At 60.8% G+C, this 24,253-nt stretch carries 15 protein-coding genes and 1 pseudogene; 10 read left to right on the forward strand and 6 right to left on the reverse strand.

Translation table 11 applies throughout. The annotated features are described in order from the left end of the window. Positions 1 to 6: 6 nt before the first annotated feature. The 4 genes from aceF to msrA all read left to right on the forward strand — a co-directional run bounded on the left by aceF (position 7) and on the right by msrA (position 6,971). Positions 7 to 1,650 carry a dihydrolipoyllysine-residue acetyltransferase gene (aceF, locus tag PSEUDOMOFG3G_RS05690; protein WP_139048602.1) on the forward strand — a complete coding sequence of 548 codons (1,644 nt, stop codon included), beginning with the start codon at positions 7 to 9 and terminating at the stop codon, positions 1,648 to 1,650. Between the two features lie 311 nt (positions 1,651 to 1,961). After that, on the forward strand, positions 1,962 to 3,356 hold the full coding sequence (locus tag PSEUDOMOFG3G_RS05695) for an alkaline phosphatase D family protein (protein WP_139048603.1): 1,395 nt from the start codon (positions 1,962 to 1,964) through the stop codon (positions 3,354 to 3,356). Between the two features lie 194 nt (positions 3,357 to 3,550). After that, positions 3,551 to 6,244 carry a bifunctional diguanylate cyclase/phosphodiesterase gene (locus PSEUDOMOFG3G_RS05700; protein WP_047225915.1) on the forward strand — a complete coding sequence of 898 codons (2,694 nt, stop codon included), beginning with the start codon at positions 3,551 to 3,553 and terminating at the stop codon, positions 6,242 to 6,244. A gap of 79 nt (positions 6,245 to 6,323) precedes the next feature. Next, positions 6,324 to 6,971: a peptide-methionine (S)-S-oxide reductase MsrA gene (gene msrA / locus PSEUDOMOFG3G_RS05705; protein ID WP_139048632.1), complete on the forward strand. Its 648-nt coding sequence runs from the start codon at positions 6,324 to 6,326 to the stop codon at positions 6,969 to 6,971. Between the two features lie 118 nt (positions 6,972 to 7,089). Here msrA and PSEUDOMOFG3G_RS05710 read toward each other — a convergent pair whose 3' ends face one another. The 3 genes from PSEUDOMOFG3G_RS05710 to PSEUDOMOFG3G_RS05720 form a co-directional block, all read right to left on the reverse strand. Then, positions 7,090 to 7,929, reverse strand: a complete 840-nt coding sequence (locus PSEUDOMOFG3G_RS05710) for a 23S rRNA (adenine(2030)-N(6))-methyltransferase RlmJ (RefSeq protein ID WP_139048604.1) — start codon at positions 7,927 to 7,929, stop codon at positions 7,090 to 7,092. 94 nt (positions 7,930 to 8,023) lie between these two features. Further along, complete coding sequence (locus PSEUDOMOFG3G_RS05715) at positions 8,024 to 8,758, reverse strand: DUF4123 domain-containing protein (RefSeq protein ID WP_139048605.1); 735 nt, start codon at positions 8,756 to 8,758, stop codon at positions 8,024 to 8,026. Beyond that, a complete protein-coding gene (locus tag PSEUDOMOFG3G_RS05720; RefSeq protein ID WP_139048606.1) occupies positions 8,755 to 10,812 on the reverse strand; it encodes a type VI secretion system tip protein VgrG in 2,058 nt (685 codons plus the stop codon). Before PSEUDOMOFG3G_RS05720 ends, PSEUDOMOFG3G_RS05715 begins: the two co-directional genes overlap by 4 nt. Before the next feature lie 265 nt (positions 10,813 to 11,077). On the opposite strand from PSEUDOMOFG3G_RS05720, the gene PSEUDOMOFG3G_RS05725 reads away from it, so the two are divergent. Then, a complete protein-coding gene (locus PSEUDOMOFG3G_RS05725; protein WP_076382946.1) occupies positions 11,078 to 11,572 on the forward strand; it encodes a DUF2165 family protein in 495 nt (164 codons plus the stop codon). Positions 11,573 to 11,663: 91 nt separating this feature from the next. Here PSEUDOMOFG3G_RS05725 and putP read toward each other — a convergent pair whose 3' ends face one another. Continuing rightward, positions 11,664 to 13,148, reverse strand: coding sequence for a sodium/proline symporter PutP (gene putP, locus PSEUDOMOFG3G_RS05730; RefSeq protein WP_076382948.1), 1,485 nt, complete (start codon positions 13,146 to 13,148; stop codon positions 11,664 to 11,666). Positions 13,149 to 13,613: 465 nt separating this feature from the next. Here putP and putA point away from each other — a divergent pair, with 465 nt between their 5' ends. Next, positions 13,614 to 17,567 (forward strand): trifunctional transcriptional regulator/proline dehydrogenase/L-glutamate gamma-semialdehyde dehydrogenase, encoded by a 3,954-nt coding sequence (putA, locus tag PSEUDOMOFG3G_RS05735; protein ID WP_139048607.1) that lies wholly within the window; start codon positions 13,614 to 13,616, stop codon positions 17,565 to 17,567. A 245-nt stretch (positions 17,568 to 17,812) separates the two neighbouring features. Next, positions 17,813 to 19,615, forward strand: a complete 1,803-nt coding sequence (locus PSEUDOMOFG3G_RS05740; RefSeq protein ID WP_139048608.1) for an acyl-CoA dehydrogenase — start codon at positions 17,813 to 17,815, stop codon at positions 19,613 to 19,615. 164 nt (positions 19,616 to 19,779) lie between these two features. Here the strand turns inward: PSEUDOMOFG3G_RS05740 and PSEUDOMOFG3G_RS05745 are convergent, their stop codons facing one another. Both PSEUDOMOFG3G_RS05745 and PSEUDOMOFG3G_RS05750 read right to left on the reverse strand, forming a co-directional pair. Beyond that, the gene (locus PSEUDOMOFG3G_RS05745; protein ID WP_047225923.1) at positions 19,780 to 20,082 is read right to left on the reverse strand and encodes a cell division protein ZapA; all 303 of its coding nucleotides are present in this window, start codon (positions 20,080 to 20,082) and stop codon (positions 19,780 to 19,782) included. Then, complete coding sequence (locus PSEUDOMOFG3G_RS05750) at positions 20,079 to 20,309, reverse strand: hypothetical protein (protein WP_139048609.1); 231 nt, start codon at positions 20,307 to 20,309, stop codon at positions 20,079 to 20,081. Before PSEUDOMOFG3G_RS05750 ends, PSEUDOMOFG3G_RS05745 begins: the two co-directional genes overlap by 4 nt. A gap of 272 nt (positions 20,310 to 20,581) precedes the next feature. On the opposite strand from PSEUDOMOFG3G_RS05750, the pseudogene PSEUDOMOFG3G_RS28300 reads away from it, so the two are divergent. The 3 genes and pseudogenes from PSEUDOMOFG3G_RS28300 to PSEUDOMOFG3G_RS05760 all read left to right on the forward strand — a co-directional run. Further along, positions 20,582 to 21,337 (forward strand): annotated as a pseudogene (locus tag PSEUDOMOFG3G_RS28300) (MCP four helix bundle domain-containing protein); the annotation flags it as partial. Beyond that, on the forward strand, positions 21,329 to 22,192 hold the full coding sequence (locus PSEUDOMOFG3G_RS28305; RefSeq protein WP_373685064.1) for a methyl-accepting chemotaxis protein: 864 nt from the start codon (positions 21,329 to 21,331) through the stop codon (positions 22,190 to 22,192). The pseudogene PSEUDOMOFG3G_RS28300 and the gene PSEUDOMOFG3G_RS28305, both read left to right, overlap by 9 nt. A gap of 291 nt (positions 22,193 to 22,483) precedes the next feature. Then, entirely contained in the window at positions 22,484 to 24,226 is a 1,743-nt protein-coding gene (locus PSEUDOMOFG3G_RS05760) for a potassium/proton antiporter (RefSeq protein WP_047225926.1), read from the forward strand. The last annotated feature ends 27 nt before the right edge of the window (positions 24,227 to 24,253 follow it).

Consider the following 24,253-nt stretch of genomic DNA (forward strand, 5'->3'; position numbering starts at 1 on the left):
ATTTCCGTGAGCGAACTCATTCGCGTACCTGACATCGGCAGCGGTGAAGGTGAAGTAATTGAACTGTTTGTGAAGGTCGGCGACCGTATCGAAGCCGAGCAGAGCATCCTGACGCTTGAATCGGACAAGGCCAGCATGGAAGTGCCTGCGCCGAAGGCCGGTATCGTCAAAAGCCTGAAAGTGAAGCTGGGCGATCGCCTGAAAGAAGGCGACGAACTGCTGGAGCTGGAAGTCGAGGGCGCCGCTGCCGCGCCTGAGGCGGCTCCTGCTGCCCCGGCGGCGGCTGAAAAGCCTGCCGCCGCACCGGTTGCCGAGGCGGCTCCCGCCCCTGCCGCCGCGCCTGCCGCTGCCACGGTCCAGGACATTCATGTGCCGGACATTGGCTCCTCGGGCAAGGCCAAGATCATCGAAGTGCTGGTCAAGGTCGGCGACACCGTCGAAGCCGACCAGTCGCTGATCACCCTGGAATCCGACAAAGCCAGCATGGAAATCCCGTCGCCGGCCGCCGGCGTGGTGGAAAGCGTCGAGATCAAGCTGGAAGACGAAGTGGGCACCGGCGACCTGATCCTGAAGCTGAAAGTGGCCGGTGCTGCGGCACCTGCTGCCCCAGCCCAGGCTGCTGCGCCTGCCGCCAAGGCCGAAGCCGCTCCAGCTCCAGCTCCGACTCCGGCTGCCGCGCCTGCCGCCAAGGCCGAGACAGCTCCTGCTCCTGCCGCCACACCTGCACCCAGCGGTGCCAAGGTGCATGCCGGCCCTGCGGTGCGTCAGCTGGCCCGTGAATTTGGTGTCGAGCTGTCCGCCGTCAGCCCAAGCGGCCCACACGGCCGCGTGCTGAAAGAAGACGTGCAGACTTACGTCAAGGCCATGATGCAGAAGGCCAAGAACGCTCCGGCCGAAGGCGCCACGGGTGGTGCGGGCATCCCGCCGATCCCGGCAGTGGATTTCAGCCGCTTCGGCGAAACCGAAGAAGTGGCAATGACTCGCCTGATGCAAATCGGCGCGTCGAGTCTGCATCGCAGCTGGCTGAACATTCCGCACGTGACTCAGTTCGACCAGGCCGACATCACCGAACTGGAAGCTTTCCGCGTCGCGCAGAAAGCCGTGGCCGAGAAGGCTGGCGTCAAGCTGACCGTGCTGCCACTGCTGCTCAAGGCCTGTGCGCACCTGCTCAAGGAATTGCCGGACTTCAACAGCTCGCTGGCCCCAAGCGGCAAGGCTGTCATTCGCAAGAAATACGTGCACATCGGGTTTGCCGTCGACACCCCGGAAGGCCTGCTGGTACCGGTCATCCGCAACGTCGACCAGAAGAGCCTGCTGCAACTGGCTGGCGAAGCCGCTGCCCTGGCCGAAAAAGCCCGGAGCAAAAAGCTCACCGCCGACGACATGCAGGGTGCCTGCTTCACCATTTCCAGCCTCGGCCACATTGGCGGTACCGGCTTCACGCCGATCGTCAACGCGCCGGAAGTGGCGATCCTGGGGGTCTCCAAAGCCACCATCCAGCCCGTCTGGGACGGTAAAGCCTTCCAGCCGAAGCTGATGCTGCCACTGTCGCTGTCCTACGATCACCGTGTGATCAACGGCGCCGCCGCTGCACGCTTCACCAAGCGTCTGAGCGACCTGCTGGGCGACATCCGTACCATCTTGCTGTAACACCGGGCGGCCCTCCTCACGGAGGGCCCTTCGGACCGCTGTTTTCCGAGCGCCACGCTCGTACCTCAACCCCGCCCGTTTGGCGGGGCTTTTTTTTGCCTGAAATAAAGTCGAACTTGCAGAGCAGCCCGTTCCAGGGCCCAACTTTCCTACTGCACTTCACCTAGATGACTACGTCATCTATTGGACGTTTCTCACAACACACGCCCCCTCTCCTATCAATATTTATCCCATGCATCGCTTTAGGATGAGTTCAGGGAAGCCATTAACTACTTACCTAAAAAAACTTTAACTTCGAATGGACTCGAATGATGTTCAAACCCACTGTTGGCCCTATTGTCGGCCACACGACACCTCATCACACGCGGATATTCCTGCGAGGGGATAACGATAAGAACAGCCTGGTATTCGCCGCCATCCGTTACCGGCGCCAGGGAGATTCAATCTGGTCGAAAGGACACTTTGTTCAGTTGCATGCTTACCGCGACATGTCCGATGTCATCGTATTGAAGAACCTTCAGGCCGATACCGTCTATGAATACCAAGCCGGCTGGTTCAGCCGCCTGAGCCCTACTCATACAATCGAAACCGTCCAGGAACTGCCGCTGCAATGGCCTCGGGATATTTATCAGATGCGCACGCCGTCCAGCAAAACCAGTGCGCCGCGCAGCTATATCGTGGGTTCCTGCCGCTACCTGCGGGTGACGGCCGGCGTCCCGTCCAGACCTGAACTGGGCGACCGGACTTTCGCTGGCATCAACCGTATCGTGGCCCAGGCCGACCCGCCGATCAGTGCTGTAGTGATGACCGGCGACCAGGTTTATCTAGACGATTTGAATATTGTCGCCCCGGACCGGAACCCAAAGGATATTCTTTTCAAATACCGCACCGCCTTTTCCCAGCCGCATATTAGAAAGTTGATGGCGGGAACACCGAGCTACATGATTCTCGACGATCATGAAATCAAAGATAATTGGCCTGCCAGCAAGAAAAAAGGCGACGAAAACTTTTATGCCAATGCCATGGATGCCTATGCGCTTTATCAAGCCAGCCATAGTCCGGCACATGAACTGTTAAGTGACGGAACATTAAGCAAACCATTGAGACAATGTTGGTATCAGTTCGCTCACGGCGATATCGAATGGTTCGTCACCGACAGTCGGACCCAGCGCAATCTATCGGCGGATGATCGACGTATCCTGGATCAAGCGCAGGAACGATCGCTGATCAAATGGCTGGTCAACAGTCCGGCGCGGGTCAAGTTCATCGTGACCGGCGTGATGTTCTACCCGGACCGCAAGCTCAATACCTCGGACGCCTGGCAGGCCTTCCCGGAACAGCGTCTGCGCCTGCTGGAAACCGTTCGCCGCCATCGGATCAAGAACGTTATTTTCGTGTCCGGCGACGTCCATGGTTCTCTCACCAGTCGCCTGAGTCACAGCCAGGACCCTGACTTCGAGGTACATACCATCGTTTCCTCGCCGTTTTGCAACAGCAAATTGCTTCCTTATGCCAGCGCCGCGAGTTTTATTTTTGGTGATGCCATGGCCCGCACGCCCAGCGGGGATTATCGCTATGGGTTGAGCGGCAAGGTCATCAGCCAGGACAACTTCGCCCACCTGAAAGTCACGGCGCAGAGCGTTCAGGTCACGTTTCACGACCGTGATGGCAGTCCATTACAGACAGTAGATATCCCGCTGCGCTGACGGGTGGTATAACCACCCATGCCGTCTGATCGGCGGGCGACTGGAGAAATCCCTTCGTCGGCCGATAAAAGGTTTATAGCACTTGGCCTTCATCTCTCTTGTCAGCCAGTGCCGCAATGATGCAACCTTGCGGCAGTCCGTAATAACGAGGGCGTCAGCCCGGCGCGATCAGCATTTTCGAAGCGAGTTTCCCCATGAAAAGCCAACCCGATGCCGCCAGCCGTATGGCGGCCGAGGTAGTGACGCAGTTACCGGTGCCCTCGCGGCTCGGCATGCTGCGTTTCGAACGGCTGAATGAAGCAAGCTGGGCGCTGCTGTTCCTCGACCCCAACTGCGAGCGTTACTTCGGTCTGCCGGCCGTCGAGCTTTGCTCGCTGGTCAGTTCGCCCTACGCCAGCCTGATGGAGCCCGAAGCGCGCTATCAACTCCACGATGCGATCCAGCAGCAGCTGGCCCAGGCCCCGCATTACCTGATCCGCTACACGCTCCACACCGCCAAGGGCGCCATGAATATGCTGGAGATGGGCGAGCCCTATAAACAGCACAATCGCCATCTACTACGCGGCTACCTGCTGGCCGTGGACGATTTGCTGGCAAGCGAGCCGTCGATGCCGGCTCTGGACCTGGAAACTCAAAACTCGCGCCTGCAAATTGCCCTGGAACTGAACCAGCGCGCCCAGCAGGAGCAGCTGCAACACCTGGACCGGGTGCGCGCCCAGCAGGACCTGATCCTGCTACTGACCCGCCAGCGCTACAGCGCCAACAATTCCCTGCAGGAGGCCGCCGAGCTCATCACCCGCAGCGCCTGCGACATCTACCAGATTGATTGCGCCAGCATCTGGAACCTGGAAGATGGCCAGTTGGTGCCGATTTCGGCTTATAACCGCGCCTCCCAAGACTACTTTCTGCCGGACGTGATCAACGCCAACGAGTTTCCTGACTACATGGAGGCGCTGCAGACCTGCCGCGCCATCGACGCGCACAATGCGATGCGCGACCCGCGTACCCGGGAAATGGCCGCAAGCCTGCGTACCCGCGAAGTCAACGCCATGCTCGACGCCAGCGTTCGTATCGACGGCCAGGTGGTGGGCGTACTGTGCCTGGAGCAGATAGGCGTCACCCGCGCCTGGCAGTCCGACGAGATCGCCTTTGCCGGTGAACTGGCTGACCAGTTCGCCCAGGTCATCAACAACCACAACCGCCGGACCGCCACCAACGCCCTGCACTTGTTCCAGCGCGCCGTGGAGCAGAGCGCCAACGCGTTCCTGCTGGTCAATTGCGACGGCGTGGTGGAATACGTCAACCCCAGCTTCACCGCCATCACCCAATATTCCACCGAGGAAGTCCACGGCCAGCGTCTGTCGGAACTACCGGCCCTGGAAAACCTCAGCGAGCTGCTGTTCGATGCACCGTCGGCCCTCGCCCAGAGCAATAGCTGGCAAGGTGAATTCAAGAGCCGACGCAAGAATCTGGAACCCTACTGGGGCCAATTGTCGATTTCCAAGGTCTATGGCGATAACCGTGAACTGACCCACTACATCGGCATTTACGAAGACATCACCCAGACCAAACTGGCCCAGCAGCGCATCGAGCGCCTGGCCTACACCGACAACCTGACCAACCTGGGCAACCGCCCGGCGTTCATCCGCAACCTCGATGAGCGCTTTGCCCGGGACAGCGATTCGCCCATCAGCCTGTTGCTGGTGGACATCGACAACTTCAAGCGCATCAATGACAGCCTCGGCCATCAGACCGGCGACAAGCTGCTGATCAGCCTGGCCCGCCGCTTGCGCAACAGCTTGAGCCCCAGCGGCAGCCTGGCACGGTTCGCCAGCAATGAATTCGCCGTACTGCTGGACGACACCGACCTGGAGGCCGGGCAGCAGATCGCCAGCCAGTTGCTGATGACGCTCGACAAGCCGATGTTCGTCGATAACCAACTGATCAGCGTGACCGGCTCCGTGGGCCTGGCCTGCGCGCCACTGCACGGCCGCGACCCTCAGACCCTGATGCGCAACGCCGGACTCGCCCTGCACAAGGCCAAAGCCAACGGCAAGCATCAGGTCCAGGTATTCACCGAGGCGCTGAACGCCGAGGCCAGCTACAAGCTGTTCGTGGAAAACAACCTGCGCCGCGCCTTGACCCAGAACGAGCTGGACGTGTTCTACCAGCCAAAACTGTGCCTGCGCAGCGGTCGCTTGCTGGGCATGGAGGCGCTGCTGCGCTGGAACCATCCCGAGAAGGGCATGATTCGCCCGGATCAGTTCATCAGCGTGGCCGAAGAAACGGGCCTGATCATCCCCATTGGCAAATGGATCGCCCGTCAGGCATGCCGCATGAGCAAGCAATTGACCGCCGCCGGCCTGGGCAACCTGCAAGTGGCGATCAACCTCTCGCCCAAGCAGTTCTCCGACCCGGACCTGGTCGCCTCGATCGCCAGCATCCTCAAGGAAGAACAACTGCCGGCCCGCCTGCTGGAACTGGAACTGACCGAAGGCCTGCTGCTGGAGGCCACCGAAGACACCCACCTGCAGCTCGACCAACTCAAGCGCCTGGGCCTGACCCTGGCCATGGACGACTTCGGCACCGGTTACTCATCCCTGAGTTACCTGAAAAAATTCCCGATCGACATCATCAAGATCGATCGCAGCTTCATCCACGAGATCCCGGACAACCAGGACGACATGGAAATCACTTCCGCGGTGATCGCCATGGCCCACAACCTGAAACTCAAGGTGGTGGCCGAAGGTATCGAAACCGCACAGCAACTGGCGTTCCTGCGGCGCCACCGCTGCGACGTCGGCCAGGGCTACCTGTTCGACCGACCGATCCCCGGCGCGGAGCTGATCGAGAAGCTCAAGCGCTATCCGCGCGGCCCAATTGCCTGACAAGCGGTGTAACACTCGGGCACACTGACGGTCTCATTGCTTACATTCGCTCAACTCAATCTGACTGAGAGGACTGATGATGGTCTTGCGCTCGGATATCCTGGTGAACAAAAACGTGCTCCCTACTCAAGAACAAGCTCTGCCTGGCCGCGAAACCCCAATGACCGTGCCGGAAAAACACTTCGTCCACGATGCGCCGCTGCTGGGTCCGTTTGCCATGGACGTGGATTTCGCGATCTTCGGTCTGGGCTGTTTCTGGGGCGCGGAACGCAAGTTCTGGCAGCGCGAAGGCGTGGTCAGTACAGCGGTGGGTTACGCCGGTGGCTTTACGCCGAACCCGACGTACGAAGAAGTCTGCTCGGGCCTTACCGGCCACAGCGAAGTGGTCCTGGTGGTCTACGAGCCAGAAAAAGTCAGCTACGAGCAGCTTCTGAAGATGTTCTGGGAGCTGCACAATCCGACCCAGGGCATGCGCCAGGGCAATGACATCGGCACCCAGTACCGCTCGGTGATCTATGCCACCAACCCAACCCAACTGGCTGCCGCCAAGCACAGCGCGCAAGTATTTCAGGCTGAATTGACCAAGGCCGGCAAAGGCGTCATTACCACCGAAATCGAAGAAGCCCCGACGTTCTTCTTCGCCGAGGCCTATCACCAGCAATACCTGGCGAAGAACCCTGAAGGTTATTGCGGAATTGGCGGTACGGGCGTGACTTGCCCGATCTGACTTTTTGCCGCTGAAAAGCTTCGCGAGCAAGCCCGCTCCCACAGGGTTCTGAGTCTGACCAATGTGGGCGCGGGCTTGCTCGCGAAGGCGCCCTATCAGACGGTATCAATGCATCTGATCAGCTTTCAGCGATCAGCCAATCCATCTGCCAGCCGCCCTGGGTCTGCCCAAGCTTCTTCGACAACCAAGGCAGCAGCTCGCGCAATTCCTCCTCCAGCCCCCATGGCGGATTGGCAATCGCCAAGCCGGAGCCGTTCAGGCTATTGGGCGTGGCCAGCGGATGCACCAGCAATTCCACTCGCAACAATTTCGGCGCACCGGTGCCGGCCAGGTCCTGATAGAAACGGCGCAACAGCCGCTGGTCCTTCACCGGGTACCAGATTGCTGCCACTGTCTGGCGCATCCGGCCGATGGCCTCCTTGAGTGACGCGGCACAGCGTTGCATCTCGTCCAGCTGTTCAAAGGGCGGATCGATCAGCATCAGGCCGCGCTTTTCCGCCACCGGCAGCAGCGCCCGGGGCACATGCCAGCCTTCGCCCAAGTGCACCGCCACGCGACGATCGCCTTTCATGTTGTCCTTGAGCAGCACACCGTCTTCTGGATGTTTTTCGTTCAGAAGTACCCGATCCTGTGGACGGGTCAGGCGCCGCGCCAGTTCCGGTGACCCCGGGTAGTAACGCAACTGCCCGTCCGGGTTCATTTCGTGCAGCACTTTCATGTAGTCGACGGTCAGCGCGGGCAGATCCTCCTGGCCCCACAACCGCGCGATGCCTTCAAGGTATTCGCCGGTACGATTGGCCTGATCGCCCTGCAAGTCGTACAGCCCGATGCCCGCATGGGTATCGAGATAGGCGAAGGGCTGCTCCTTGCGCGACATCAAAGCGATGAGACGGGTCAAGGTCAGGTGTTTGAACACATCGGCGTGATTGCCGGCGTGGAAGGCGTGGCGATAATTCATGGCGGCTCCTGCGAAGGCCGAGGAGTTTACCTTGAAGCGCGCCCAACGTCAGGGGGTCGCAGCCGAGCGGACGGGCCGTGACCACACCCGGTGGTCATCTGCCCAACTCCTGCATCAAGTATTCTTGCAGGGGGGCTTTTGGCCCATGGACCATCCCTGGCGCCCCAAGAAAATGCCTGATCTTGCAGCGCAGGATGCTCTCGTCGGCCTGTTCGAACAGATACGGATGCTCTTCGCTCAACCACTTGAGCAGGTTATTGAGCAGGCAGTCCGTCGTATCCCCGGCCAGTTCCTGCAACAACAGCGCAGGCACTTCCCACCAGGGGAACGCCCGGGCCGGGCGCAGGGCATTTCCCGGGATCTCGAAAGACCGACCGTTGATCAGGCAACGGCTGATGGCGGGCAACAGCTGGCTGACCTCCACCGCATCCGATCGCAGGATCGGCTGGATAAAACGCCCATCCCAAAAGCGGAAAAAAACCGACTTGCCACCGGGCAGCAGAACCTGGGTGAGCCCACGCAGATGTTCGGCAAGGCTTTGCTGGCTGCAAGCGGTCACCGCCAGCCAGCCCCAATCAAGCGAGTCGGTCGTCGCGACCCAGTCAAGAAACTCGCTGTCCGGGGCGACAGCTCCGACATAGGGCATGACCGTTTCCCAGTCGGCGTAAGGCGTATCGGCCCAGATCGGGCTGGGCGCCACCGTCATCGAACGCCTCCAGGCCATCGGCGGCCCGGCGGTGCTGGCGCTGCTGAAAATGGCGTAGAGCTGCTCGGATGCCTGCAAGGGCTGTTGCTCAAGCCAGGCGCGGGGAGATTGACCGGTACTCATGGACGCTCCTGGACACCAGCCCGCCTGGGCATCACCGGCAATGGTTCGCAGACGCCTTCTTTGCAACGCTCACACTCCTCACAGAATGGCGCCTGGCCCTGCAGGCTGAAAACTTGCGCGAGGGAAAGTTGCGCGGCTGCGGCCGCGACAAGTGTTTCGGGACAGCCGGGTAAACCTGGCGCGGCACTCCTGGCCGTCATCGGTGCCCCACCCACCTGGATCGGCACGCTGCTGAAGATTCCCCCAGCCCCGATGTTGATCCAATGCCCACCGGCCTGAATGGTCGCGCTGACGCCGCCATCCAGCACCACTTGCTGCCCGGCGCTGACGTGAAATTGCTGGGTGGCATTGAGGGCCTGACTGGTTACCCGAATATGCCGCTCGCCGGCCACCACCAGATGATCATCCTGCCTGACCTCAACCTGGCGCTGACCATGGGTGATGCGCAACTCATCGGCCTTGAGCTCATGCCGCGCGGTGCCGGTGACGACGATGCTGCGTTCGTGATCAACCTGAACCCGCTGATCATGCAGCACATGCTGGGTCCAGTTGCGTTGAGCCCGCAGGTAAATCTCCTCGGCGCCCTGGCGATCCTCGATGCGCAATTCGTTATAACCGCCCCCGCCAGGGCTGCTCTGGCTGCGCAATATGCTGCGGGTTTTATCGGCCGGCAGGTCCAGGGGCACCGGGGTCGCGCCGTTCGGCAGGCAGCCCACGACCAATGGCTTGTCCACATCACCGTCGATGAAACCCACCAGCACCTCCATGCCGACCCGGGGAATCATCACGCTGCCATAGCGATCATGGGCCCAACCCGTGGCCACCCGTAGCCAGCAACTGGAGTGCTCGTCGCGCTGACCGTGGCGATCCCAGATCAGTTGCACCTTGACCCGTCCGTATTCGTCGCAATGGATCTCGCTGTCCAACGGCCCCGTCACCACCGCCGACTGATAACCGTGGGCGGCTGGCTTTTCGTGGGACAGGGGCGGACGAAAGAAAACATCCCACGGGATGGCGAGGAACGTATTGCTGTAGCCCTGGAACTCATCCGGACTGTCACCGACCGTTTCCTCCAGCACTTGTGGCTGGCGCCCATGGTGGGTGACTTGCGTGAGCAGCCAGAGATCGTTCCATTGCGCTCGAGGATGCCCGTTGATTTGGAGGAAGTGCCCACTGACGAGTGCGCATTGGTCGCTGCGCCCCTCGGCCAGACGGTGGTCGGCGCCATGGCGCTCCAGTGCGCGCCGGGTAAGGTGCCGGCCATGGTCGCGATCGGAAAACCGGCCGGGGTAGTGATACGCCTCCAGAGCCGGTTGCTGCTGACTGTCCAGACTGGTTTGCAACAGCAGACCGGGCTTTTGAAAATCGTAGTCACGCAGCGTCACCGCCGTGGTCCGGGTCTGCAGTCGCACAGCCAGGCGCTTGATCGCCGGCTCGCTGGCGGCCATGCCACTGCCGGGCAGATACAACGTCGCCTCGGGCAGGCGGGGAAACACCGTCTGGTCGTCACCGAACACCAACAGATGGCCGTCGCGGCTGTGCCGGAAGTGATAATGGATCCCGGCCTCGGCGCAGATCCGCCCGATGAAGGCCAGGTCGCTTTCACCAAACTGCACACAGTATTCGCGTTCGGGGTATTGCCCACCGAGGTTGAACTGGAACGCGTCACCCTGAATCCCGTGATCCGTCAGGATCAGGGTAATGATTGCCGGCACGCTCAGGTGCTGGAAAATCCGCTGGTTGATTCGGTGGCCCAGGTAAGCCAGGCGTGGTACCAGACTGATCTGGTAACGGGTCAAGCGCTTGCCCGAGTCGCCTTGGGCCGCGCTATAAACCTGGCCGTGTATGCCCCGCCCCTGATCATCAAAAGCCAGAAAGGCCTGACGATGCAGGAGGTCTTCCAGCGCCAGATCCGGCCGCTCACTGACCAGTTCCAGATCAAAGCAATAGGGTTGACTGATGGCTTCCTTGCCCCTGAACTCAAGCACCTTGAGTTCATTCGGCCCGCTGTCGAGTGCCAGGGTGAAACGCGGTTGGTTGGCAGGCGCGAACATCCGATGTGCCTCTGCTGAATAAAAGCGGGCGATTCTGCATGAGCACCAGGGAGAGTTGATCGGACCTCAGGAAAAACAGAATTGCCTTACATTCAAGGAGATTAAAGCCGCATTGCCCGCTGCGTTTTCCGACAGACATTCCGCGCATGGTGGTGACCGAAGTCGCCGCAGGAAACAATCAGCAAATTCCTACAACCTGACGGCCTCAGGACCGCACTGGGCCGTGCTAACGTCCTTTCGTCGCAAAAAGCAAAGGACGCAACCCATGACGACTCGCTACGCAAAAATCGCAATGACCCTGGCTCTCGCCGCTTTCGCCTTGCTGACCGTGTTCAACAACATCACGGACTACCATTCCAACTTCAATTTCGTCCATCACGTGCTGAGTATGGACACCACCTTTCCCGACAATGCCGCGCGCTATCGCGCCATCGACCAGCCTTGGGCATGGCACGGCGCCTACTGGCTGATCATCCTCGGCGAAGCGCTCACCGCAGGCTTGCTGGGCTATGGCGCACTCGAACTATGGCAGGCACGTAAAACCCCGAGCGTGGTTTTCGCCCAGGCCAAACGCTGCGCCATCATCGGTTTGACGGTGGGTTTCTTCGTCTGGTTCTTTGGCTTCATGGTCGTCGGCGGGGAATGGTTTCTGATGTGGCAATCAGAAATCTGGAATGGCCAGGACGCAGCCTTCAGGTTCTACATGGCGCTACTGGGCGTGCTGATATTTCTCAATCAGCCCGACACAGAGCTGGACTGATGCCCATAAAAAACGGCCCGTCTCCATGGGAGGACGGGCCGTTTCTCTATTCAGAAGCTTCGCGCGAGCCGTCAAGGCCTCGCTGGAGGTCTTACTGGTTCAGGCGGAAATCTTTCTCAGCCGCTTCAAAGCGCTGCAGCATACCGGCGGTAGGCGAGCCCATCTTGCTGACGAAGTAGATAGCCAGGCTGGCGAAGATGAAGCCTGGGATGATTTCGTACAGGCCCAGCAGCTCGAAGTGTTTCCAGACGATCACGGTGATCGCCCCCACCAGGATGCCTGCCAGCGCGCCGTTACGGGTCATGTTTTTCCAGATCACCGAGATCAGGACAACAGGACCGAAGGCAGCACCGAAACCGGCCCAAGCGTAGCTCACCAGACCCAGGACACGGTTCTCCGGGTTGGCAGCCAGGAAGATGGCAACCAATGCCACCAGCAACACCATGGCGCGACCGACCCAGACCAGCTCCAACTGGGAAGCATGCTTGCGCAGGAAAGCCTTGTAGAAGTCTTCGGTCAGGGCACTGGAGCACACCAGCAACTGGCAGCTCAGGGTGCTCATGACAGCTGCCAGGATCGCCGACAGCAGCACACCGGCCACCCATGGGTTGAACAGCAGTTTGGCCAGCTCGATGAACACACGCTCAGGGTTCTCGGTCACGGGGCCGGCCACTTCCGGGTGCGCCGAGAAGTAAGCGATACCGAAGAAGCCGACAGCCACGGTGCCGCCCAGGCAGAGAATCATCCAGGCCATCGAGATACGACGAGCCTTGGCGATGGACTTGACCGAGTCAGCAGCCATGAAACGCGCCAGGATGTGCGGCTGGCCGAAGTAGCCCAGGCCCCAGCCCATCAGCGAGATCACGCCGATGAACGTGGTGTTTTTCAGCATATCGAAAGCAGTAGGATCTTTCGCTTCGATGGCCAGGAACGTGGTGTCCACGCCGCCGGTCGCCAGCAGCACGATGATCGGCGTGAGGATCAGCGCGAAGATCATCAGGGTCGCTTGTACGGTGTCGGTCCAGCTCACGGCCAGGAAGCCACCAATGAAGGTGTAGGCAATGGTTGCCGCCGCACCGGCCCACAGCGCTGTCTCGTAGGACATGCCGAAGGTGCTTTCAAACAGACGGGCACCGGCCACGATGCCGGAAGCGCAGTAGATGGTGAAGAACACCAGGATCACCACCGCAGAGATGATCCGCAGCAGGCCGCTGGTATCTTCAAAACGGCTGGAGAAATAATCCGGCAGTGTCAGCGCGTCACCGTTGTGCTCGGTCTGTACCCGCAGGCGACCGGCCACGAACAGCCAGTTCAGGTAGGCACCGATGATCAGGCCGATGGCGATCCAGCCTTCCGACAGGCCGGACATGTAGATAGCACCGGGCAAGCCCATCAACAGCCAGCCGCTCATGTCGGAGGCACCGGCGGACAATGCAGTCACGACGCTGCCCAGGCTGCGACCGCCCAGGATGTAATCGGAAAGGTTATTGGTGGAGCGATAAGCCATCAGGCCGATCAGGACCATTACAGCGATATAGATCACGAAAGTGATCAGGGTGGGATTACTAACACTCATGAGTTACGCCCTGGCTTTGTTTTTATGTAGCGGTGGCAGTAGGAAGCGTCGACAAGACAACCATAGACCTTGCTTGACGTTTCCAGGACCCGCGAATTTATGACTGATGTTTCCCCAGGAAAGCCATCAGCCGATGCCAACGGCTTCGAACCGGTTGCACCTTGGCGACGAATGCTATTCAACAAATGAAATAAGGTGCAACCAGTTTCGCTCGATTCAGTTGCACCCAGTCGGTTTTTTCGCCAAATGACTGTTTTTTGCTCCCTTTTAGTGCGGTATCAACCTTTGGCTAGAAGCCAATGCACTAAGCAGAAGCACCGCTCAAGCCGCGAATTTTGCTTTCCTGATGAGCTGCTTATTTTTTCGACGAAAAAAGGTTGCACCCGGTTGCACCTCGGCCAGCTCGCAGCTAATCTTGCCGCCAGCTGATGCCACGCAATACGTGGTAAACATGAGGATAAAAATATGGCTACCACCACCCTTGGGGTCAAACTCGATGACCCGACCCGCGAACGCCTCAAGGCGGCCGCAACCTCGATTGATCGCACGCCCCACTGGCTGATCAAGCAGGCAATTTTCAATTACCTGGAAAAACTCGAGGGTGGTGCAACCCTGACCGAACTGAACGGTTCGACCCGCGCCGACAACGATGAAGCCGGCGACGTTCAGGTCGACCACGCGCACCAGTGCTTCCTGGAGTTTGCCGAAAGCATTTTGCCGCAATCGGTCCTGCGCGCCTCTATCACCGCCGCTTACCGTCGTCCGGAGCCGGAAGTGGTGCCGATGCTGATCGAGCAGGCGCGCCTGCCGGCCGACATGGCCGAAGCCACCAACAAACTGGCCTCCTCGATTGCTGAAAAACTGCGCAACCAGAAGAGTGCCGGCGGCCGTGCCGGTATTGTTCAGGGGCTGTTGCAGGAGTTTTCCCTGTCGTCCCAGGAAGGCGTGGCGCTGATGTGTCTGGCCGAGGCGCTGCTGCGTATCCCGGACAAAGGTACTCGCGATGCACTGATCCGCGACAAGATCAGCACCGGCAACTGGCACCCGCACCTGGGCAACAGCCCATCGCTGTTCGTCAACGCCGCCACTTGGGGCCTGCTGCTGACCGGCAAACTGGTCGCCACCCATAATGAAGCGGGCCTGACTTCCTCTCTGAGCCGCATCATTGGCAAGAGTGGCGAGCCGATGATCCGCAAGGGCGTCGACATGGCCATGCGCCTGATGGGCGAGCAGTTCGTCACCGGTGAAACCATCGCCGAAGCCCTGGCCAACGCCAACAAATTCGAGACCAAGGGTTTCCGCTATTCCTACGACATGCTGGGTGAAGCCGCACTCACCGAACATGACGCCCAGAAGTACCTGGCCTCGTACGAACAAGCCATCCACTCGATCGGCAAGGCGTCCCACGGCCGCGGGATTTATGAAGGTCCGGGCATTTCCATCAAGCTCTCGGCCCTGCACCCCCGCTACAGCCGAGCCCAGTACGAGCGCGTCATGGAAGAGCTGTACCCGCGCCTGCTGTCGCTGACCCTGCTGGCCAAGCAATACGACATCGGCTTGAACATCGACGCCGAAGAAGCCGACCGCCTCGAACTGTCCCTGGACCTGCTGGAACGCCTGTGCTTCGAACCACAACTGACTGGCTGGAACGGCATTGGCTTCGTGATCCAGGCCTATCAGAAGCGTTGCCCGTACGTGATCGACTACGTCATCGATCTGGCCCGCCGCAGCCGTCACCGCCTGATGATCCGCCTGGTGAAAGGCGCCTACTGGGACAGCGAGATCAAGCGCGCCCAGGTCGAAGGCCTGGAAGGCTATCCGGTCTATACCCGCAAGGTGTACACCGACGTGTCCTACATCGCCTGCGCGCGCAAACTGCTGTCGGTGCCGGAAGCCATCTACCCGCAATTCGCCACGCACAACGCCCATACCCTGTCGGCCATCTACCACATCGCCGGTCAGAACTATTACCCGGGCCAGTATGAGTTCCAGTGCCTGCACGGCATGGGTGAACCGCTGTACGAGCAGGTTGTAGGCAAAGTCTCCGAAGGCAAGTTGAACCGTCCGTGCCGCGTGTACGCTCCGGTCGGCACCCACGAGACACTGCTGGCTTATCTGGTTCGTCGCCTGTTGGAAAACGGTGCCAACACCTCGTTCGTCAACCGCATCGCCGACCAGTCCATTTCCATTCAGGAGCTGGTGGCCGATCCGGTTGCCAGCATCGAGCAGATGGCAACCCTGGAAGGCGGTTTCGGCCTGCCGCACCCGCGTATCCCACTGCCGCGTGATCTTTATGGCAGCGAACGCGCCAACTCCAGCGGCATCGACCTGGCCAACGAACATCGCCTGGCCTCGCTGTCCTGCGCCCTGCTGGCCACCGCCCATAACAACTGGAAAGCCGCGCCGATGCTCGGTTGCGCAGCCAGCGAAGAAACACCGGCACCGGTGCTGAACCCGTCCGATCACCGTGACGTGGTCGGCCATGTGCAGGAAGCCACGGTCGCTGACGTCGACAACGCCATCCAGTGCGCCCTCAACGCGGCGCCGATCTGGCAGGCCACGCCACCGGCCGAGCGCGCTGCGATCCTGGAGCGCGCCGCCGACCTGATGGAAGGCGAGATCCAGCCGTTGATGGGCCTGCTGGCCCGCGAAGCCGGCAAGACCTTCGCCAACGCCATCGCCGAAGTGCGTGAAGCCGTGGACTTCCTGCGTTACTACGCAGTGCAGGCCCGCAACGACTTCACCAACGATGCCCACCGCCCACTGGGCCCGGTGGTCTGCATCAGCCCGTGGAACTTCCCGCTGGCGATTTTCAGCGGACAAGTGGCCGCCGCGCTGGCCGCCGGTAACCCGGTACTGGCCAAGCCTGCCGAGCAGACGCCGTTGGTGGCTGCGCAAGCCGTGCGCCTGATGCTCGAAGCCGGTATTCCGGAAGGCGTGCTGCAACTGCTGCCGGGCCGTGGCGAAACCGTCGGTGCCCGCCTGGTGGGTGATGATCGGGTCAAAGGCGTGATGTTCACCGGTTCCACCGAAGTCGCTCGTCTGTTGCAGCGCAACATCGCCGGGCGCCTGGACAACCAGGGGCGTCCGATCCCGCTGATCGCCGAAACCGGTGGCCAGAACGCAATGATCGTCGACTCCTCGGCCCTGACCGAACAAGTGGTCATCGACGTGGTGTCTTCGGCATTCGACAGCGCCGGCCAGCGTTGCTCCGCTTTGCGGGTCCTGTGCTTGCAGGAAGACTCGGCCGACCGCGTCATCGAAATGCTCAAGGGTGCCATGGCTGAATCGCGTCTCGGCAACCCTGAGCGCCTGTCGGTAGACATCGGCCCGGTGATCGATGCTGAAGCCAAGGCCGGTATCGAGAAACACATCCAGGCCATGCGCGACAAAGGTCGCACCGTGTACCAGATGGCAATCGCCGACAGCGCCGAGTGCAAACGCGGCACGTTTGTGATGCCGACCCTGATCGAGCTGGAAAGCTTCGACGAGCTGCAGCGTGAGATCTTTGGTCCAGTGCTGCACGTAGTGCGCTACAAGCGCAAGGAACTGGATCAACTGATCAACCAGATCAATGCCTCCGGTTATGGCCTGACCCTGGGCGTACACACCCGCATCGACGAGACCATCGCCAAGGTGATCGATAACGTCCATGCCGGTAACGTCTATGTGAACCGCAACATCGTGGGTGCCGTGGTCGGCGTGCAACCGTTCGGTGGCGAAGGCCTGTCGGGCACCGGTCCCAAGGCCGGTGGTCCGCTGTACCTGTACCGCCTGCTGTCGACACGGCCTACCGATGCGATCCAGCAGTCGTTCGTCCGTGACGACGCCCTCAACCCGCCAGACCTGCGCTTGCGTGACGCCATGAGCAAGCCGCTGACCGCCCTGCAAGCCTGGGCAGACAGCCAGAAACTCGCCGAATTGAGCGCCCTGTGCGTACAGTTCGCGGCTCAGTCGCAAAGCGGTATCACCCGCCAACTGACCGGCCCGACCGGCGAACGCAACAGCTACGCCATTCTGCCCCGCGAGCACGTGCTGTGCCTGGCGGACGTAGAGGGCGATCTGCTGACGCAACTGGCCGCGGTGCTGGCGGTAGGCGGCTCGGCTGTTTGGCCGGAAACCGACACCAGCAAAGCTCTGTTCGCACGCTTGCCGAAAGAAATTCAAGCGCGCATCCAGCGGGTTTCCGACTGGGCCAAGGACGAAGTGGCTTACGACGCCGTCCTGCATCATGGCGACTCGGATCAACTGCGCAGCGTTTGCCAGCAAGTGGCCAAGCGTGCCGGCGCCATTGTCGGAGTCCAGGGCTTGTCCCAGGGCGAAACCAACATCGCACTGGAGCGCCTGGTGATCGAACGGGCGTTGAGCGTCAACACCGCTGCGGCGGGTGGCAACGCCAGCCTGATGACCATCGGCTAAACCGCTGTAGACCAGGCATCTGCAATGGGTGCCTGGTCATCGAAATCCCTGTGGGAGCGAGCCTGCTCGCGATAGCGGTGCTTCAGTCAGAAGTGTTGTCGACTGATACACCACTATCGCGAGCAGGCTCGCTCCCACATTTAGATTAGTGTTGCCCTCACCTCTGCATCACTGCCATCAATCATCCTGTTCAGCCTCTATTGCCACGCCTAGACTCGGCCCATTCCAAAAAAAGGTAAGCCGCCATGTCCGAGACGTTGCTCAGTTCCCGAAATCTGGCTTTCGAGCTGTATGAAGTCCTTGATGCCGAGGGCTTGACCCAGCGCGAGCGGTTCGCCGAGCACAATCGCGAAACCTTCGACGCGGCCATCGGCACCGCCCGCAGCATCGCCGAAAAATATTTCGCACCGCATAACCGCAAGAACGATGAAAACGAGCCGCGCTACGAGGACGGTCAGGCGATCCTGATTCCGGAAGTAAAGCCGGCGGTGGATGCCTTCCTGGAGGCCGGTTTTCTCAACGCTGCACGCAGTTTCGACGCCGGCGGCATGCAATTGCCGACGCTGCTGTCCCAAGCCTGCTTCGCGCACTTTCAGTCGGCCAACGCCGCTTCGACCTCTTACCCGTTCCTGACCATGGGCGCGGCGAACCTGATCGAAAGCTTCGGCAGCGAGGAGCAGAAACAACGTTTCCTGCAACCGATGATCGATGGTTGCTTCTTCGGCACCATGGCCCTGACCGAACCCCACGCCGGATCTTCGCTATCGGATATTCGTACCCGTGCGGAGCCGGCATCCGACGGCACTTATCGGCTCAAGGGCAACAAGATCTTCATCTCCGGCGGCGATCATCCGCTGTCGGAAAACATCGTGCACATGGTCCTGGCGAAACTGCCGGACGCGCCACCCGGCGTTAAGGGCATCTCGCTGTTTATCGTGCCCAAGTTCCTGGTCAACGACGACGGCAGCCTCGGCCAGCGTAACGACGTGCTGCTGGCCGGGCTGTTCCACAAGATGGGCTGGCGCGGCACCACCTCCACGGCGCTGAACTTCGGCGACAACGGCGAATGCGTAGGTTACCTCGTGGGGAAACCGCACCACGGCCTGAGCTACATGTTCCAGATGATGAACGAAGCGCGGATCGGCGTTGGCATGGGTGCGGTCATGCTGGGTTACGCCGGCTACCTGTATTCCCTTGAATACGCCCGCGAACGTCCGCAGGGCCGGGTGCCCGACAGCAAGGACCCCACCACCGCTCCCGTGGCGATCATCCAGCACGCCGATGTACGTCGCATGCTGCTGACCCAGAAGGCCTACGTTGAAGGCGCATTTGACTTGGGCCTGTACGCCGCACGCCTGTTCGACGACACCACCACCCTTGAAAGCGAAGCCGAGCGCAGACGCGCCCATGAGTTGCTGGATCTGCTGACCCCCATCGTCAAATCCTGGCCATCGGAGTTTTGCCTGAAAGCCAACGAACTGGCGATCCAGATTCTGGGTGGCCACGGCTATACCCGCGAATACCCAGTCGAGCAGTATTACCGCGACAACCGCTTGAACCCGATTCATGAAGGTACTCACGGCATCCAGTCCCTGGACCTGCTGGGACGCAAACTGGCGCAAAACGGCGGTGCAGGGCTCAAGCAACTGATCCGCCTGGTGGCCGACACCAGCGAACGCGCCCAGGCGTACGAATCGTTGACGCCTTTGCGTCAGCCGCTGGAAGCCCTGGTGGCGCGCCTGCAAACGGTGACCCTGGGCCTGCTGACGGACCTGGCCCAAGGCAAGGTCAACAGCAGCCTCGCCAACTCGGCGCTGTATCTCAAGGTGTTTGGGCACATGGTGATTGGCTGGCGCTGGCTGGAGCAGGCGATTCGGGCCGAGGAAGGCCTGGCCAAGGGGAACGCGACGGACACCGACTTCTATAAGGGCAAGCTGCAAGCGGCGCGGTATTTCCTGACCTGGGAAGTGCCGGGTTGTCAGCATGAGCTGGCGCTGCTTGAGGCGCGGGATGATACCTGCCTTGGGATGCGGGATGAGTGGTTCTGAGCCAGGTCTTGCGGCGCGGCTGAAATCCAATCGCGAGCAGGCTCGCTCCCACAGTGGATCGGCGGTGAACACGGATATTGCGTTCACTCAGCCCCATGTGGGAGCGAGCCTGCTCGCGATGACTTAAGTACAGACAACAACGCTTTATAAGCCCAGTCGCGACTTCAAGCCTGTTGAATCGTCTTGGAAATGACCTCGACCGTGGCGCTGACTTGCTCTTGGTAACGGTCGAGTTCCGCTTGATGTTGCTTCTGCATTTCCATCTGCTGCGAGCACAGGTTCATGGCCGCCAATACCAGCAGACGATCACCGATCAGCGTCGGGTATTTCCTTTTGGTGTCGGCCAGAGCGGCCTTGAGCATCGAAGCGGCGTCCAGCAGGGCCTGTTCCTGCCCGGCCGGCGCCTTGATTGAATAGTCCTCTCCCAGGATCGAGACGACTGTCACCCCGTCGGCGCCATGCTTCATGCGCTGACAGGACCGGCGCTGGCGCGCTCGATCAGGGCTTGGATGCGCGCGGCGGTGGTGCCGTGCAGCTCTTCCTGTTCCATCAGGTTCAGTTGCAAGCTTTCATTTTCATCCTTGGCCTTGGCCAGTTCCGCGTTCAGGGTCTCATTCAGGCCGGCCAGTTGACGGTTCTGTTGCACCAGGTCGTTGACCAGTTGTTCCAGTTGGCTGAGGGATGTTTCCAACATATTGATTTCCAGGCTTTTTCAAGGGGGCGCGTACGATAAAGAAAAGTCACCGTCAATGCCACGACTTGGGGCGGCGGTGCTTCGCTGGCGAGCTGTAAAGACTGTGAATGGAAGATCTGGTTCCCGCCCTTCGTCGCGCAGCAGGCGCCGCCCTGCGACAAAAGCACGCAGCGACTCAAGACTTTAGTCGTATGACCGATAAGTCAGGGAACACCTGTCCCACCCCCGCACGGACGCGCCCCCTTCCGGTACTTTCCATGTCCCTACGTAATATGAATATCGCGCCGCGGGCGTTCCTGGGGTTTGCCCTGATCGGCGCCCTGATGCTGGCCCTCGGGGTGTTCGCCCTGAGCCAGATGAGCAAAATCCGTGCATCCGGCGAAAGCCTCGTCCAGAACAGCGTGCCCAGCATCAAGGCCCTGGATGAATTCACCTCGCTGACCCTGCGTCTGCGCGTGCTGTCCTATCGCTTGCTGGTCAACCGCGAACCGGACATCCAGCAGAAAACCTTCAGCTTGTTCGAGCAACGCAACCAGCAGATCCAGACGGCTCAAAGCGCCTACGAAAAACTCATCAGCTCCCCGCAAGAACGGGCCGCCTACGATCAGTACGTTCAATTGCTGGGCCAATACCGCCAGCTCGAAGAGCGGATGAAAACGTTGTCGAGCAACAATCAGCTCGATGAACTGCGTGCATTGCTCAACACTGAACTGCTGAGCAACTCAGACGCCATCAACGCGGCGATCGCCCGCTTGGTGGACATCAACAACCAGCAAGCCGAGGCCCTCAATCAGGGTGCGACCCAACAATATTCAACGGCCTTCAATTGGGTAGTCACGCTGCTGGTTATCGCCACCGGCCTGACCCTGCTGTTTGCCTGGCTGCTGACCAACAGCATTACCCGTCCGATCGGCAGCGCCCTGGACGCCGCCGAAGAAATCGCCAAGGGCAACCTGACCCGACCGATTACCGTGGATGGCAACGATGAAGCCGGTCGCCTGCTGCGGGCGATGTCGACCATGCAGGACAAACTGCGCGACACCCTGCAACGGATCTCCGGCTCGGCCACCCAACTGGCTTCCGCCGCCGAAGAGCTCAACAGCGTCACCGACGAAAGCGCCCGTGGCCTGACCCAGCAGAACAATGAAATCGAACAGGCCGCCACCGCAGTCAACGAGATGACCAGCGCCGTCGAAGAAGTGGCGCGCAACGCGGTCAGCACCTCCGAAGCCTCGAAAGACGCCACCGCCTCTGCCGGTGACGGTCGCGACCTGGTACAGGAAACTGTCAGCGCCATCGAGCGCATGAGCGCCGATGTGCAAAGCACCGCCACGTTGATCGGCGACCTGGCCAATGAGTCCCGCGACATCGGCAAAGTGCTGGACGTGATTCGCGGCCTGGCTGACCAGACCAACCTGCTGGCCTTGAACGCCGCCATCGAAGCGGCCCGTGCCGGTGAGGCCGGTCGTGGTTTCGCCGTGGTGGCCGACGAAGTGCGCGCTCTGGCCCATCGCACCCAGCAGTCGACCAGCGAGATCGAACGCATGATCGGCAGCATCCAGAGCGGCACCGAACACGCCGTGGATTCGATGCGCAACAGCACCGAGCGTGCTGAGTCGACGCTGAACATCGCCCGTGGTGCCGGCCTGTCCCTGGACACGATCAACACCGCCATCGTCGAAATCAACGAACGCAACCTGGTGATCGCCAGCGCCGCCGAGGAACAGGCCCAAGTGGCCCGTGAAGTGGACCGCAATCTGGTGAACATCCGCGACCTGTCGGTGCAATCGGCCACTGGCGCCAACCAGACCAGCGCCGCCAGTGCCGAACTGTCGCGTCTGGCCGTGGACTTGAACAGCATGGTTGGGCGGTTCAGCCTTTAACCCGCGTAACGGTTGATCGTCCACAGACCGTGCGCGATCAACCCTCCAGCTTTTGTGGCGAGGGAGCTTGCTCCCGCTGGGCTGCGAAGCGGCCCCATAACCTCAAAAGCGACGACTGCTTCGCAGCCGAACGGGAGCAAGCTCCCTCGCCACGGTATTGCTGCCGCGCTTGTACCCCACAATCCGCCAACCTTTTTTGACAGCATCACATTTCAACAGGTTAGAATCGCTGGCACGCAGACTGCATGGTCAGTTTGCGCCCGCCCCCCACGCTTGCTCGGAGTACTGCCTTTGACTGCGACGACCATCAACAGCCTGTTCTTGATCGGCGCGTTGCTGGTAGGTGCGAGCATTCTGGTCAGTTCTCTTTCGTCCCGCCTGGGTATCCCGATTCTGGTGATCATCCTGGCCGTGGGCATGGTTGCCGGTGTCGACGGCGCCGGGATTCTGTTCGATAACTACGCCACGGCCTATCTGGTCGGCAACCTCGCGCTGGCGGTCATTCTGCTGGACGGCGGCTTGCGCACGCGGGTGTCGAGCTTTCGCGTGGCGTTGTGGCCAGCATTGTCGCTGGCCACCGTTGGCGTCCTGATCACCACCGGGCTGACCGGCCTGGCGGCGGCGTGGCTGTTCAATCTGAACCTGATGCAAGGTCTGCTGATTGGCGCCATCGTCGGCTCGACCGATGCCGCGGCGGTGTTTTCGCTGTTGGGCGGCAAGGGCCTGAACGAGCGGGTCAGCGCGACGCTGGAGATCGAGTCCGGTAGCAACGACCCCATGGCAGTGTTCCTGACCGTAACCCTGATCGGCATGCTCGCCAGCGGTGAAACCGGTCTGCATTGGAACCTGCTGGGGCACTTGTTGCGTGAATTCGGCATCGGCGGGGTGATCGGCCTGGGTGGTGGCTGGCTGATGCTGCAACTGGTCAACCGCATCAACCTGGCCAACGGGCTCTACCCGATCCTCGTCATCAGCGGCGGCCTGGCGGTGTTCGCTCTGACCAATGCCCTGCACGGCAGCGGCTTCCTCGCGGTTTACCTGTGCGGCCTGGTGATCGGCAACCGCCCGGTGCGCAGCCGTCATGGCATCCTGCACATGCTCGATGGCATGGCCTGGCTGGCCCAGATCGGCATGTTCCTGGTGCTGGGGCTGCTGGTCACGCCCCATGACCTGTTGCCGATCGCCCTGCCGGCCCTGGGCCTGGCCTTGTGGATGATCCTGATCGCACGTCCGCTGTCGGTGATGGTGGGGCTGTTGCCGTTCAAGGCTTTCCATGGCCGCGAGAAAGTATTCATTTCCTGGGTCGGCCTACGCGGCGCGGTGCCAATCATCCTGGCAGTGTTCCCGTTGATGGCCGGCCTGCCCAACGCCCAGCTCTACTTCAACCTGGCGTTCTTTATCGTGCTGGTGTCGTTGCTGGTGCAGGGTACGAGCCTGCCGTGGGTCGCCAAACTGTTGCACGTTACCGTCCCGCCAGAACCCCTGCCGATCTCCCGGGCAGCGCTGGAGGTCCACGTCACCAGCGAGTGGGAACTGTTCATCTATCGCCTCGGCGCGGAGAAATGGTGCATCGGCTCGCCCCTGCGGGATCTGAAAATGCCCGACGGTACACGGATCGCGGCACTGTTTCGTGGCCAGCAACTGCTCCATCCGTCGGGTAGTACGGTGCTGGAAGTCGGTGATTTGTTGTGTGTGATCGGCCATGAACACGATTTGCCGGCCCTTGGAAAACTGTTCAGCCAGGCACCGCAAAGGGGCTTGGATCTGCGCTTCTTCGGCGACTTCGTACTCGAAGGAGACGCCCAGCTGGCCGCGGTTGCGGCCCTTTACGGGCTGAAGCTGGACGGCATCGATCCGGACATGTCCCTGGGCCGTTTCATCGCTCAGAAAGTCGGGGGCGCGCCAGTGGTCGGTGACCAGGTGGACTGGAACAACACCCTTTGGACCGTTGCGGTCATGGACGGGAACAAGATCGGCAAAGTGGGCGTCAGATTCCCCGAAGGAAGTCGCCCGGGTCCCGGCTTGTTCCTCTAAACTGCTCCCACTTTCACTTGCTCGACC

The organism is Pseudomonas sp. FG-3G, from assembly GCF_901007645.1.
GTDB classification, from domain to species: Bacteria; Pseudomonadota; Gammaproteobacteria; order Pseudomonadales; family Pseudomonadaceae; genus Aquipseudomonas; species Aquipseudomonas rhizophila.